12 protein-coding genes are annotated in these 13282 nt (G+C 69.9%); 7 read left to right on the forward strand and 5 right to left on the reverse strand.

Annotated features, from left to right (window positions below):
* Window positions 1-9: 9 nt before the first annotated feature.
* Window positions 10-420 (reverse strand): DUF2563 family protein, encoded by a 411-nt coding sequence (locus ABNF93_RS25490; RefSeq protein WP_349330705.1) that lies wholly within the window; start codon window positions 418-420, stop codon window positions 10-12.
* A gap of 269 nt (window positions 421-689) precedes the next feature.
* On the opposite strand from ABNF93_RS25490, the gene msrB reads away from it, so the two are divergent.
* Window positions 690-1100 carry a peptide-methionine (R)-S-oxide reductase MsrB gene (msrB, locus tag ABNF93_RS25495; RefSeq protein ID WP_349330706.1) on the forward strand — a complete coding sequence of 137 codons (411 nt, stop codon included), beginning with the start codon at window positions 690-692 and terminating at the stop codon, window positions 1098-1100.
* A gap of 12 nt (window positions 1101-1112) precedes the next feature.
* Here msrB and ABNF93_RS25500 read toward each other — a convergent pair whose 3' ends face one another.
* Genes ABNF93_RS25500 through hemG form a run of 3 tightly spaced genes read right to left on the reverse strand, consistent with a single transcriptional unit; the run spans window position 1113 to window position 3663 of the window.
* Window positions 1113-1508 carry a hypothetical protein gene (locus tag ABNF93_RS25500; RefSeq protein ID WP_349330707.1) on the reverse strand — a complete coding sequence of 132 codons (396 nt, stop codon included), beginning with the start codon at window positions 1506-1508 and terminating at the stop codon, window positions 1113-1115.
* A gap of 23 nt (window positions 1509-1531) precedes the next feature.
* Window positions 1532-2254 (reverse strand): hydrogen peroxide-dependent heme synthase, encoded by a 723-nt coding sequence (gene hemQ, locus ABNF93_RS25505; RefSeq protein WP_349330708.1) that lies wholly within the window; start codon window positions 2252-2254, stop codon window positions 1532-1534.
* Window positions 2251-3663, reverse strand: a complete 1413-nt coding sequence (gene hemG / locus ABNF93_RS25510) for a protoporphyrinogen oxidase (RefSeq protein ID WP_349330709.1) — start codon at window positions 3661-3663, stop codon at window positions 2251-2253. Before hemG ends, hemQ begins: the two co-directional genes overlap by 4 nt.
* 269 nt (window positions 3664-3932) lie before the next feature.
* Between hemG and ABNF93_RS25515 the strand changes: the two genes are divergently transcribed.
* The gene (locus ABNF93_RS25515) at window positions 3933-4973 is read left to right on the forward strand and encodes a DUF4349 domain-containing protein (RefSeq protein WP_349330710.1); all 1041 of its coding nucleotides are present in this window, start codon (window positions 3933-3935) and stop codon (window positions 4971-4973) included.
* Window positions 4974-4993: 20 nt separating this feature from the next.
* Here the strand turns inward: ABNF93_RS25515 and hemE are convergent, their stop codons facing one another.
* The gene (gene hemE / locus ABNF93_RS25520; RefSeq protein ID WP_349330778.1) at window positions 4994-6040 is read right to left on the reverse strand and encodes a uroporphyrinogen decarboxylase; all 1047 of its coding nucleotides are present in this window, start codon (window positions 6038-6040) and stop codon (window positions 4994-4996) included.
* A 285-nt stretch (window positions 6041-6325) separates the two neighbouring features.
* On the opposite strand from hemE, the gene ABNF93_RS25525 reads away from it, so the two are divergent.
* The 5 genes from ABNF93_RS25525 (at window position 6326) to ABNF93_RS25545 (ending at window position 13231) form a co-directional block, all read left to right on the forward strand.
* Entirely contained in the window at window positions 6326-6910 is a 585-nt protein-coding gene (locus tag ABNF93_RS25525) for a DUF3000 domain-containing protein (RefSeq protein WP_349330711.1), read from the forward strand.
* Window positions 6907-8154: an HRDC domain-containing protein gene (locus tag ABNF93_RS25530; RefSeq protein WP_349330712.1), complete on the forward strand. Its 1248-nt coding sequence runs from the start codon at window positions 6907-6909 to the stop codon at window positions 8152-8154. The genes ABNF93_RS25525 and ABNF93_RS25530 overlap by 4 nt, the downstream gene beginning before the upstream one ends.
* 153 nt (window positions 8155-8307) lie before the next feature.
* On the forward strand, window positions 8308-9723 hold the full coding sequence (locus ABNF93_RS25535) for a selenium-binding protein SBP56-related protein (protein ID WP_349330713.1): 1416 nt from the start codon (window positions 8308-8310) through the stop codon (window positions 9721-9723).
* A gap of 191 nt (window positions 9724-9914) precedes the next feature.
* Window positions 9915-11111, forward strand: coding sequence for a thiolase family protein (locus tag ABNF93_RS25540; RefSeq protein ID WP_349330714.1), 1197 nt, complete (start codon window positions 9915-9917; stop codon window positions 11109-11111).
* The gene (locus tag ABNF93_RS25545; protein ID WP_349330715.1) at window positions 11108-13231 is read left to right on the forward strand and encodes a 3-hydroxyacyl-CoA dehydrogenase NAD-binding domain-containing protein; all 2124 of its coding nucleotides are present in this window, start codon (window positions 11108-11110) and stop codon (window positions 13229-13231) included. Before ABNF93_RS25540 ends, ABNF93_RS25545 begins: the two co-directional genes overlap by 4 nt.
* Window positions 13232-13282 lie beyond the last annotated feature (51 nt).

A 13282-nucleotide genomic window follows, 5' to 3' on the forward strand; every position in this document is an offset into this window, starting at 1 on the left:
CGGCTCCCGTCACGCCTGTGCCTGGGGGTTCGGCTGACCCGTCTGACCCGGTTGGCCGGACCCAGGTGCCGGCGCCATCTCCTCGCCGAGGATCCGGTCGATCTCGCCCACACTGGCGTTGTTGAGCGCCTCGGTCGAGCGGTATTGGTCGGCGATCTTCTTGCTTGCGTCAGCCAAGCCTTCGAGCAGGTTGTGCAGGTCGTTGAAGTTCTGGGCCATGTTGGCCCGTGCGGCGTTGTATTGCGTCCGGAACTGCCCGGCCTCCTCGAACGTGCCCAGCCTCGGGAATCCCGAGTCGCCGTCCTCGGCCAGCAACACCCTCTGCGGATAGCCGTTCTCGTCAGTCCAGTCCTCATCCAGCTCGCGCATGCGCTTGGCGAAGTCGTCGAGATCGCCGGGGTCTACTGTCGTCCCGCCCATTGCACCCAACTCTCCCCGTACTCAGTCGTGGCCACCAGAATCCGTCGCCCGTCACCCACCCCGTGGTGGGGACGGCGCCGTTGTGGGTCGCCCGATCGGCGGGCGCCAGGGAAACGTTACGCGACCTGATCACTCGCGTGCAGCCACCCCAGCGTGCGGTTGTGGATAACCCGAAAACCGTGATTTCCCCGTCCAGGAACGACGTGGTTCGGTGCCGACCTGCCGAGTCGTCCGAACCAGACCCACCTGGGCGACGTAAGGTCGGAAGTATGCCTGAGAAGGTCGTCAAGACTGAAGCCGAGTGGCGCCAGCGGCTGTCGCCGGAGGAGTACCGCGTCCTGCGCGAGGCCGGCACTGAACGACCGGGCACCGGGGAGTACGTCGACACCAAGACGACCGGGGTCTACCGGTGCCGCGCGTGCGGTGCCGAGCTGTTCCGTAGCGACACGAAGTTCGACAGCCACTGCGGCTGGCCGTCGTTCTGGTCGCCGCTGGCCGCCGACCGGGTGCAGCTGATCGAGGATCGCTCGCTCGGAATGACCCGCACGGAGGTGCGGTGCGCCCGCTGTGACTCCCACCTCGGCCACGTGTTCGAGGGCGAGGGCTACGGCACGCCCACCGACCAGCGCTTCTGCATCAACTCGGTCTCGCTCACCCTCGAACCCAGCGAGTCGACCTAGACCGCACGACGGTCATGAATCGAGGCGTTCGCCGGGGAGGACGTCCTGTAGTGCGGTGGCCGCCGCCAGCAGCTGTACCTGCAGCGGCTCGACGACCCGCACATCCTCCGGGAGCTCACCGGTGAACACCGGCCGGATCTCGAACGCCAGGTCGAGGATCTGCTCGCGGGTGAACGAACCCGCCCGTAGCCGGTAGGACTCTCCGGAGAGCCGGCGGTACTCAGCCATGCGTTCGCGCCAACCAGGGTTGGACATCCGCTGGTCGTTCGCCTTCATCACCTCGACAAGCTTGTCGAGGACGCGTTCGAGCTCGACCAACTGGGCCTTGCGTCGGTCGACGTCGAGATGGACCGTCCCGGCGGGAGCCAGGTCGTCCTTCCCTCCGAGGATTCTCCGTAAGAAGCTCACACCCGGCGGTCCCTTCGCTCGCTCTACGGCAGGAGGCCCACGATGTCGGCGAGCGGCTTGCGGCGGCCGGTGAAGAACGGCACTTCTTCCCGGGTGTGCAGCCGCGCCCGCGCGCCGCGCAGGTGCCGCATCAGGTCGGTGATGCGGTGGAGTTCGTCGGCCTCGAACGCCAGCATCCATTCGTAGTCGCCCAGGGCGAACGACGCGACGGTGTTGGCGCGTACGTCAGGGTAGTCACGCGCCATCCTGCCGTGTTCGGCGAGCATCGCACGGCGTTCGTCGTCGGGCAGGAGGTACCACTCGTAGGAACGCACGAACGGATAGACGCTGACGTACCGCTTCGGCTCCTCACCGGCCAGGAACGCCGGCACGTGGCTCTTGTTGAACTCCGCCGGACGGTGCAGGGCGAGCTGGGACCACACGGGCTCGAAGTGCCGCCCGAGGTTGGTACGCCGGAACCGGTTGTAGGCCTCCTGCAGGTCGTCGGAGTCCGGCGCGTGCCACCAGATCAGCAGGTCGGCGTCGGCCCGGAGCCCGGACACGTCGTAGGTGCCGCGGACCACGACGTCCTTCTCCCCCAACTGGCTGATCAGCGCCTCCACCTCGGCGGCAAGGCCCGCGCGGTCGAGACTGCCAAGGGGATCACGAAGGCGGAACACCGACCACATGGTGTAGCGGATCACCTGGTTGAGCTCGCGCGCCTTCGGCTTCGCCTCGCGCTCCGTCCGGTCCGAGTGCTCGGTCATGCCGTCATTGTCCCCGGAGCGTGGGACGCACCGAGCAGCTGGGTCACCGCCGAGCGCGCGCTCGCGATGCAGGCGGGGATGCCGATTCCTTCGTACGCCGCCCCCGCCACGGCGATCCCAGGCTGCCGCGCCAGGTCTGCCCTGATCCTGGCGATCCGGGCGCGGTGGCCGACCGCGTACTGCGGGAGCCCGCCGCCCCAACGTGCCACGTGCGCGTCGATCGGCTGAGCGCTGATCCCCACCAACTCCCGCAGGTCGGCTACCGCTCCCGTTACCAGGTCCGCGTCGTCGCGCTGGAGTTCTGTCACGTCGCCCAGTCGACCCACCGAGCAGCGGATGATCACGACATCGGGCGCGTCTTCTGCCATCCAGGACCATTTCGCCGAGGAGAACGTCGCGGCCTTGATCAGGCGGCCTTCGACCGGCGGCACGAGGAATCCGGAACCCGGAAGGGTGCCCGGCACAGCCGAGGACGGGAACGCCAGCGCGATCGTCGCCATGCTGGCGTACTCGATCCCGGCGAGCTCCCCCGCCGCCGCCGGCGCGATCTCGGCGAGCAGCCGGCTCGCGGGGCGTGCCGGGCAGGCCAACACGACGGCGTCGGCGTCGACGAGTTCGGGCAACCGGGTCGGCCCCACCACCAGCTGCCATCGGCCGTCAGACGTACGCCGGAGTTCCCGGACAGTCGCGTCAGTGCGTACGGACGCACCTGACGCCTGCGCCACGGCGGGGACAAGTCCGCCCACCCCACCGGTGAGGCCCGCGAACACCGGAGCGTCGGAGGCCGGCGCCGCTGCCTTCGCCCGAGCGGCCGCGCGAAGCAGCGAAGGATTCTCGCGGAGGTACGGGACGAGGGCCGGAACGGTCGCCTGGAGTGACAGCTGGTCCGAACGCCCCGCGTAGACACCGCCGAGCAGGGGTTCGACCAGGCGGTCGACCAGTTCCCTGCCCATCCGGTGTGCGGCGTACGTGCCGATCGCCACGTCCTCGTCGAGGGGCGCTCCGGGAAGGTCGGGCTCCGCCTCCACACGGCTCAGTCCGTCAGCACTCAGCAGCCCACTCGCCCCTAGGGCCGCGAGGTCGCCGGGCACACCCAGGATGGTGCCGCCCGGTATCGGGTGGAGTGCACCGCGCGACCACAGACCCGCCGATGTCGTCGCCGCGTAACGGATCCGCTCGCCCAGGCCGACAGCTCTGGCCAGCTCGACACCTTCCGGCCGGCGGTTGAGGATCGCCTCGGCGCCGGTGTCGACGGCCACACCGGCGAGCTCGACGGTGTGGAGCTTCCCACCCAGCCGCGGCGAACTCTCCAGCACGGTGACGGCGAGGTCAGGGCCCCCCACCTGACGTAGGAACCATGCCGCGGCGACTCCGGTGATGCCTCCACCGACAACGACGACCTGACGCATGGCTCCACTTTTCCAGATCCACATCGGACAACCTCCCCCGGACGTGCCGCGTCATGACTGGCACAGCGCACCGCCATACGGGGAGAACGACGCGACACGGTCACACAGCAACGCGGTCACACAGCAACGCGGCACACAGCAACGCGGCACACAGCAACGCGGCACACAGCAACGCGGCACACAGCAACGCGGTCACACGGCAACGCGGCACAGCCATAGACGGGGACACGTCCACGCCCGGCACCACTCCACTCAGCAGGAGGCCCGCCATGCACCGCCCCGCACCCCGCTGGCTCCACGCTCCCACCATCGTCGTCGCGGCGTTGCTGACCGCGACCCTCACCCTTGCCGGCTGCTCCGGCGACAGCCTCAACCCACTCGCCGGCTCGTCAGCCGGGCGGTCGTCGGCGGACGGAGGCGCAGGCGCGGCGGCGCCGGAGGAGGCCGCCCTCCAGGACTCTGGTGGCGGCGACACCGACGCCTCTGCCACGAAGCCGAGCGACGGCCAGGTGGGCAGGTCCAGCAATCCCGCCCGGGCGGAGCTGGCGGTCCGGTCGATCATTCGTACGGCCGAATTGCTCGTACGCACGAAGGATGTCCAGGCGGCGGCCGACCGGACCGAAAGCCTCGTGACGGCCACCGACGGCTACGTCGCGAACCAGCAGAGCTCGATGTCGCCCGTCGACCTGCCGAGAGACACCGGGCGCGACACCGAACAACTCCGCAGCATCCACCTGGTCGTCCGGGTGCCGGTCGACGACTTCGACCGCATCGCCGACGAGATCAAGGGACTCGGCACGGTCCTCGCCGACAAGCGGGACGCCAACGACGTCACCGAGGAGGTCGTCGATGTCGAGAGCCGGGTCGCCAGCCAGAAGAAGAGCATCCAGCGGTTGCGTTCCCTGCTAGGCGAGGCCAAGACAGTCGGAGAAGTGATCCAGGTCGAGGGTGAGCTGGCCACTCGGGAAGCGGAGCTGGAGTCACTGCAGAGCCGGTTCGCGACGTTGAGTTCACAGGCCGCGCTGTCGACGATCCAGGTCACGTTCGAGGCGCCGCCGGCGAAGGCCGCACCGCCTGAGGAGAAGGACAGCGGGTTCCTGGTCGGGCTGCGGGGCGGGTGGAACGCGTTCGTCGCCGTGCTCGAAGGACTGCTGACGGCGTTCGGCGCGGTGCTGCCCTTCGCCCTCACGCTCGCGCTCGTGGCCGGGCTGCCGGCCTGGCTGGTGTGGCGGGCGAGGTCCCACCGGTCCGACTCAGCACCGTCACAGGCAGAATCCCCCGCCCCCACGGTCTCGACGTCGGCGAGCTGAGCGCTGCGCGCCCCAGCCGGCTACCTGCGCACCGACTCGGTGTGGACGAGGTCCACCAGCCGGGTGAGGACGTCGGGGTCGGTCTGGGGCAGGACGCCGTGTCCGAGGTTGAAGATGTGTCCGGGCGCCTGCCGTCCGGCGGCAAGGATGCTCCGGGTCTTGTCCGCGATGACGTCCCAGGGCGCGAAGACCAGGGCGGGGTCGAGGTTGCCCTGGACGACCTTGCCGGGCACCCGGCGGATCGCCCTTTCGAGGGGAACCCGCCAGTCGACGCCGACGACGTCCGCGCCCGCCGAGGCCAGCAAACCAAGCAGTTCGCCGGTGTTGACACCGAAGTGGATCCGCGGCACGCCGAGCTGGCCGACCTCCTCGAGGATGGCCTTGGAGTGGGGCCATACGTAGGCCTCGTAGTCGTCCGGTGCGAGCGAGCCGGCCCAGGAGTCGAACAGCTGAACCGCCGACGCGCCGGCCTCGACCAGGACCCGCAGGAAGGCGGCGGCGATCCCCGCCAGGCGGCCGAGGAGGTCGTTCCACAGCCTGGGATCGGCGTGCATCAGGGCCTTGGTGGCCGCGTGGTCCCGGCTGGGTCCGCCCTCGACGAGGTACGACGCGAGCGTGTACGGCGCACCGGCGAAGCCGATGAGTGGTGTCGGCCCGAGGGCGCTGACCAGCTCCCGTACCGCCTGCGTGACATACGGGACGTCTGCCGCCTCGAGCGGACGGAGCGGGTCGAGGTCGGCGCGGGTACGGATGGGCTTCGCAACCACCGGGCCCACGCCGGGAACGATGTCGAGGTCGACGCCGATCGCCTTGAGCGGGACCACGATGTCGGAGTAGAGGATCGCGGCGTCCACCCCGTAGCGCCGGACCGGCTGCAGGGTGATCTCGGCGACGAGTTCGGGTCGGGAGCACGCCTCGAGCATCGGGATGCCGTCACGGACAGCGTGGTACTCCGGCAGGGCCCGACCTGCCTGGCGCATGAACCACACCGGCGTGTGCGGGACGGGCTCACCGCGGCAGGCCCTCAGGAACGCCGAGTCGTTCAGGCTGGACGGGGAGAGATCCATGACATCGCGGGGATCGATCGTCGTGTCCACAAGGTGGCAAGCCTAGTTGACTGACGGACGACGCCAGCGAGTGGTACGGATGGGATCAGCTTGGCGATCTGCCGTCGGTCGACGCCGGACCCCGAGTGCGATGCCGAACCGTGATCCCGGTGTGATACGGACTGAGGCATGCCTCTCGGAACCGTTCCGCCGCCCCGGTTTGCACCGGAATGCGCCGTTCCTCGCCGGGATTGCCGGCGCGTCGTGCGACGACTCGCGGGGGTAGGCGGACGTAGTCTCTCGGGCGTGGCCGCTCGCAGGGAATCGAATGATCCGCCCGAGGTGTTCCAACGGGCCGTGAGCGAGCTGCGTTCCGCGCGGCTGCGCCCGGAGGTCGTCAGTGAGGAGATCCCGGCGCCACAGCGGGTCGCGCCATTTTCCGCCGCGGTGAGCGCCGACGTCGTGATCGACGACCACGAGCTCGCCACCGGCCGGCTGGTCCTGCTGCATGACCCCGAGGGGCACGACGCCTGGCAGGGCACGTTCCGCTGCGTCGCCTACGTACGCGCGGAGATCGAGGCGGAGATGGTCACCGATCCGTTGTTGGGAGCGGTCGGCTGGTCCTGGCTCACCGAGGCCCTGGAAGCGGAGGGTGCCTCCTTCCTCGCGCCGAGCGGCACCGTCACCCGGGTCGCTTCGGAGAGCTTTGGCGGGATGGGCGAGGAACCCGCCCGCGCGGAGATCGAGATCCGCGCCTCCTGGACGCCGCTCGACGGTGCGATCGGCGCACACGCCCAGGCGTGGGGCCTGCTGCTGTGCACCGCCGCCGGCCTGCCGCCCCTGCCGGCTGGCGTCGCAAGCATCCCGGACCGGCGGGTGAAGAACCGGTGACCGACTCCGCCGCTGTCGCCAACGCGCCGGCCGACGAGCCCGCGCCGCTCCTGACCCCGACCGACGGCCTGCCTCCGGTCGTCGAGTCAGCCGAGGCTCTGGCCGAGACCGTCCGGGCATTCGCCGCGGGAACCGGTCCGGTCGCCATCGACGCCGAGCGGGCGTCCGGCTACCGCTACTCCCATCGGGCCTACCTTGTCCAGCTCCGCCGTGAGGGCGCGGGGACGGCACTGATCGACCCCACCCGGTGCCCTGATCTCTCCGAACTCGACGCCGCCCTCGCCGACACCGAGTGGGTACTGCACGCAGCGAGCCAGGACCTGCCCTGCCTCACCGAGATCGGGCTTTCGCCGCGGGCGCTGTTCGACACCGAACTCGCCGGCCGGCTGCTGTCGTTCCCCAAGGTCGGCTTGGGCGCGATGGTCGAGGACCTGCTGGGTTACCGCCTGGAGAAAGGGCACTCCGCCGTCGACTGGTCGACCCGTCCCCTGCCGGAACCCTGGCTGGTCTATGCCGCGCTCGACGTCGAGCTCCTGGTGGATCTGCGCGACCGGTTGGCCGACCAGCTCGACCGGGACGGCAAGCGGGAGTGGGCGACGCAGGAGTTCGCGGCCCTCATGGCCCAGCCGCCTCGGGAGTCCCGTCGCGATCCCTGGCGCCGCACGTCGGGCATCCACCGCGTCCGCAACCGGCGTGAGCTGGCGTATGTCCGTGCGCTGTGGCTCGCCCGCGACCAGACCGCGAAGCGTCGCGACCTGTCGCCAGGGCGCGTGTTGAGCGACCAGTCGATCATCGCCGCCGCCAGCACCCGACCGACGAGCCGGAACCAGCTCGCCCGGTTGCCGGGCTTCGACACGCGCACCACCCGGCGTGACCTCGACCTGTGGTGGTCGGCGGTCCAACAGGCCCAGCAGGTGCCCGACCGCGATCTCCCCGAGCACACCGCTCCGTACGACGGACCGCCGCCGGCGCGCGCCTGGGCCGACCGTGACCCCTCCGCCGCCGCTCGGCTCACCGCGTGCCGGACCTCCCTGCACGAACTCGCAGGGGCGCACAAAGTGCCGGTGGAGAATCTCCTCGCCCCTGACGCCGTGCGCCGGCTGGCGTGGGATCCCCCGGTCGAACCCACGCAGGCGGCCGTCGCGGATGCGCTCATCGCGCGCGGGGCCAGGCGCTGGCAGGTCGAGCTGACCGCCGAGCGGCTCGCGTCGGCGCTCGCCGACCACCACCCCGGCTCGTCCTGACCGCACGAGGCGGACCGGCCGGCGAGCTGCGCAACCTCCCGAGCGCAAATGCCGCCGTACGACCGGTGACCTTGGGCCCCTCGCCACCGGCCCGGCCGTGGACGCACGATGGAAACGGGCATGCCGCGGGCGTGGCGAAGGGAAGTGACCCCGATGTCGGATTTCGTCGACCCGACGTTCTACCGGACGCCGGATGCCGCCATCTCGGCTCCCCGCGAGGAGCTGGCCTACATCGCCGCCTTCGATCCCACCGGGCTGCAGCGCGACGCCATGACGGTGGTCGACTGCGCGCCGGCTTCGTCGTCGTATGGCGAGGTGGTCGGGCGGTCCGAGCTGCCGACTGCGGGCAACGAGCTCCACCACTTCGGCTGGAACGCCTGCTCCAGTGCGCTGTGCCACGAAGGGCACACCGGGACCCTCGAGCGCCGCTACCTGATCGTGCCGGGGTTGCGGTCCTCCCGCACGTACATCCTCGACACGAAGCCGGACCCGCGACACCCGCGCGTCGTGCGCACGATCGAGGCGGACGAACTCGCGCGGAAGGCCGGTTACTCCCGTCCGCACACGGTGCACTGTGGCCCGGGCGGCATCTTCATGTCGAACCTCGGCGGCGCCAACGGGCCCGGGGGCGCCGAAGGACCCGGTGGGGTGGCACTGCTCGACCACGACACGTTCGACGTGATCGGGCCCTGGGAGACCGACCGGGGCGGCCAGTTCCTCGCGTACGACTTCTGGTGGCACCTCGCCCACGACACGATGGTCACCTCGGAGTGGGCCACTCCCTCGATGATCGAGAACGGGTTGAACCCCGAGGACCTGCTCGGCCGCCGGTTCGGTCACCACGTCGACTTCTGGAGCCTGTCGGAAGGTCGCCTCACCCAGCGGATCGACCTGGGTGACGAGCACCAGATGGTGCTGGAGCTGCGTCCGGCGCATGATCCGCGGCAGACCTGGGGTTTCGCCGGTGTCGTTGTCAGCGTCGCCGACCTGTCCGCCTCGGTCTGGCTGTGGCAGCGCGACGGCGACCGGTGGACCGCGGACAAGGTCCTCAGCATTCCCGCGGAGGTTGCCCGGCCGGAGGAGTTGCCGCCCGCGCTCCGGCGGTTCGGCGCGGTGCCGCCGTTCGTCACCGACATCGACCTGTCCGTCGACGACCGCTGGCTCTACGTGTCGTGCTGGGGAACGGGCGAACTGAAGCAGTACGACGTGCGCGATCCGCGGCATCCGCGGGAGACAGGCTCGATCCGGCTGGGCGGCGTCGCTCGTCGTCGGGCGCATCCGGCCCGACCGGACCTGCCACTCGCCGGTGCCCCGCAGATGGTCGAGATCAGCCGGGATGGACGTCGGGTCTATGTGACGAACTCGTTGTACGCCGCGTGGGACGACGTGCTGTACCCCGAAGGCGTGGGCGCCTGGGCGGCGAAGTTCGACGCGGACCCGGAGCGTGGCGGGCTGACGATCGATCCCGAGTTCTTCCCGCACGGGGACGACTTCGGCGGGTTGCGGATCCATCAGGTACGCCTGCAGGGCGGCGACGCCTCCAGTGACTCCTACTGCTTCACCTCGTGACTGCTTCACCTCGTGATCCGGGTCGGCGTCGGGTTCCTGTCCCGCGCCGCCTGGACACGGGCGGCGCCTTCGCTCGGCGGCCGCAAAACACCTCGGCTGATCGGGCGAATCGGTCGCGCAACCTTGTTACCAGCGAGTAGCATCGGTGGGTAGGTGGCGCATCTGCCGGCGAAAAATCGAGGAGGGCTACCGTGCCCCGAGAGCTCCGCGATGTCGTCTTTGTCGACGGCGTACGCACTCCATTCGGCAAGGCGGGCGGGATGTACGCCGAGACCCGCGCCGACGACCTGGTGATCAAGTGCATCCGCGAGTTGCTGCGCCGCAACCCTCGCCTGCCGGCCGACCGGATCGATGACGTGGCGATCGCGGCGACGACGCAGACCGGTGACCAGGGCCTCACCATCGGCCGGACCGCGGCACTGCTCGCCGGCCTCCCCCGGACCGTCCCCGGCTACGCGATCGACCGGATGTGCGCCGGCGCCATGACCGCCGTGACGACCACCGCGTCGGGTATCGCGTTCGGTGCGTACGACCTGGTGATCGCGGGCGGCGTGGAGCACATGGGACACCATCCGATGGGCGAGGGCGTCGATCCCAACCCCCGCATCATCGCCGAGAAGCTGGTCGACCCGTCCGCGCTGGTGATGGGCCAGACAGCCGAGAACCTCCATGATCGCTTTCCCGGGCTGAGCAAGGAGCGTGCCGACGCGTTCGCGGCCGCGAGTCAGCAGCGGCTCGCCAAGGCGTACGCGGACGGCGTGATCCAGCGCGACCTCGTGGCGGTCGCCACCCGGAGCACGGAGTCCGGGTGGGGTCTCGCCACAGCCGACGAGCCGCCCCGGCCCGACACCACGGCGGAGGGGCTCGCCACCCTGCGTACGCCGTTCCGCCCGCACGGTCGGGTCACGGCCGGGAACGCGGCCGGCCTCAACGACGGCGCCACGGCGTGTGTCCTCGCCGCCGAGGAGGTGGCGAAGGAGCTCGGGCTGACGCCGAAGATGCGGCTGGTGTCGTACGCCTTCGTGGGTGTCGAGCCCGAGGTCATGGGGGTCGGGCCGATTCCCGCCACCGAGAAGGTGCTCGGCAAGGCGGGGTTGACGATGGACGACATCGGGCTGATCGAGATCAACGAGGCGTTCGCCGTGCAGGTGCTGGCTTTTGCCGAGCACTTCGGCCTTGCCGACGACGACCCGCGGATCAACCCCTATGGCGGCGCCATCGCGGTCGGGCATCCACTCGCGTCCAGCGGCGTACGGCTGATGCTGCAACTGGCCCGGGCGTTCGAGGACCGGCCGGATGTGCGGTACGGCCTGACGACGCTCTGCGTGGGTATCGGCATGGGCGGCAGCGTGATCTGGGAGAACCCCCACTGGGAGGGTGCACAGTGAGCAAGGACACGGGTACGAACGCCGTGGTCGGCAGCGAGGTCTTCCCGGACGAGGTGGTGACGCACGCCTACGTGCGGGACGTCGAGATGCCGCACGGCGCCGGGACGATGGCCCTCATCACGCTCGACAACGGGCTCGACCACACCCGACCGAACTCGTTCGGACCGCAAGGGCTGGCCGAGCTCGACGCGGCCATCGACGCGGTGATCGACCGCGAGGACGTGGCGGCGATCGGTCTCACAGGCAAACCGTTCATCCTTGCGGCCGGTGCCGATCTCACCGGAATGCCACGGATCACCCATCGCCGGCAGGCGCTGGAGATCGCGCGGTACGGGCACGAGGTGTTCGGCAAGCTCGATGACGGCCGCAAGCCGTCGTTCGGGTTCATCAACGGCCTCGCCCTCGGTGGTGGCCTCGAGCTCCCCCTGAACTGCACCTACCGCACGGTGATCGCGAGCGCGCCCGCCGTCGCGTTCCCCGAGTGTTTCCTCGGCATCCTGCCGGCGTGGGGTGGCACCTGGCTCCTGCCCAACCTTGTCGGCGCCGACCGCGCGGTGAAGATCATCATCGAGAACGCGCTCAACACCAACCGGATGATGCGCGGCCCCGAGATCCAGCCCGCAGGGCTTGCCGACGCCACGTTCGAGGGTGCGGACTTCCTGGAGCGGTCCATCGACTGGGCGGCACAGGTCCTCACCGGTCGGATCACGGTCGAACGCGATCCCGTCGACCGCGGCGACGCGTGGGATGCCGCGGTGGCGCGGGGCCGTGGGTTCGTGGACGCGAAGCTGCACGGGGCCGCGCCTGCTCCGGTCCGGGCGCTCGACATCATCGCCGCGGCGAAGACGTGTACGAAGGCGGAAGGCTTCGCTCTGGAGGACGAGGCGCTCGCCGACCTTCTCATGACCGACGAGCTGCGTGCGGGGCTCTATGCGTTCGACCTGGTGCAACGGCGGGCGAAGAAGCCGGTGGGCGTACCCGACAAGGCGCTGGCGCGGCCGGTCACCAAGGTCGGCATCGTGGGTGCGGGGTTGATGGCGAGCCAGCTGGCGCTGCTGTTCGCGCGCCGCCTGCTCGTGCCCGTGGTGCTCACCGACCTCGACGACGAGCGGGTGGAGAAGGGCCTGTCCTACGTACGAGGTGAGGTCGACAAGCTCGCCGCCAAGGGGCGCGTCAACGCTGATCTGGCGAACCGGATCAAGGGTCTCGTGACCGGATCGACGGACAAGGGTGTCTACGCCGACTGTTCGTTCGTCCTCGAGGCAGTCTTTGAGGAGATGAAGCTCAAGCAGCAGGTGTTCGCCGAGCTGGAGGGGATCGTCCCGCCGGAGTGCGTGCTCGCGACGAACACCTCGTCGTTGTCGGTCAGCACCATGGCCTCGAAGCTGACCCACCCGGAGCGGGTCGTCGGTTTCCACTTCTTCAACCCGGTGGCGATCCTGCCTCTGCTGGAAGTCGTCCGCGGCGAACGCACCGACGACGCCAGCCTCGCCACGGCGTTCGCGGTCGCGAAGGGCCTGAAGAAGAACGCGATCCTGGTCAAGGACGCACCGGCGTTCGTTGTCAACCGGATCTTGACACGGTTCATGGGCGAGGTGACGAAGTGCCTCGACGAGGGGACGCCGGCCGAGGTCGCCGACCGGGCGTTGCTCTCGCTGGGCTTGCCGATGGCGCCGTTCGTCCTGCTCCAGCTGGTCGGTCCGGCGGTGGCCCTGCACGTGGCGGAGACGTTGCACGAGGCGTTCCCGGACCGGTTCTACGTCTCACCCAACCTGCAACGGTTGGTGGCGGCGAACAAGCCCGGGCTGTGGTCGTGGAACGAGAACGGGCAACCCTACCTCGACGACGACACCCGTGCGCTGCTCGATGTCGGTGACCTCCCCTCCAGCGAGGACGAGGTGCGTGAGCGTGCCCTGGCGGCGATCGCCGACGAGGTGCGCCGACTCCTCGACGACGGCGTCGTCGCTGAGTCGCAGGACGTCGACCTCGCGTTGATCCTGGGTGCGGGGTGGCCGTTCCACCTCGGAGGCGTCACGCCGTACCTCGACCGCAGTGGCGTCGCCGAACGCGTGACCGGGAAGCGGTTCCTGCCCAAGGGAGTCGCGAGCGTCCCGACATAGGTCGCCATGCGGGATCCGGGTCGGTTGTCCCTGCGCTCCCGCGCGGCTCAC

Source organism: Actinopolymorpha sp. B9G3, assembly GCF_040120725.1.
GTDB lineage: Bacteria > Actinomycetota > Actinomycetes > Propionibacteriales > Actinopolymorphaceae > Thermasporomyces.

Coding starts and splice junctions, on each gene's coding strand:
- ABNF93_RS25490 (WP_349330705.1), bottom strand. CDS start 420: ATGGGCGGGACGACAGTAGACCCCGGCGATCTCGACGACTTCGCCAAG.
- msrB (WP_349330706.1), top strand. CDS start 690: ATGCCTGAGAAGGTCGTCAAGACTGAAGCCGAGTGGCGCCAGCGGCTG.
- hemQ (WP_349330708.1), bottom strand. CDS start 2,254: ATGACCGAGCACTCGGACCGGACGGAGCGCGAGGCGAAGCCGAAGGCG.
- hemG (WP_349330709.1), bottom strand. CDS start 3,663: ATGCGTCAGGTCGTCGTTGTCGGTGGAGGCATCACCGGAGTCGCCGCG.
- ABNF93_RS25515 (WP_349330710.1), top strand. CDS start 3,933: ATGCACCGCCCCGCACCCCGCTGGCTCCACGCTCCCACCATCGTCGTC.
- hemE (WP_349330778.1), bottom strand. CDS start 6,040: ATGGATCTCTCCCCGTCCAGCCTGAACGACTCGGCGTTCCTGAGGGCC.
- ABNF93_RS25535 (WP_349330713.1), top strand. CDS start 8,308: ATGTCGGATTTCGTCGACCCGACGTTCTACCGGACGCCGGATGCCGCC.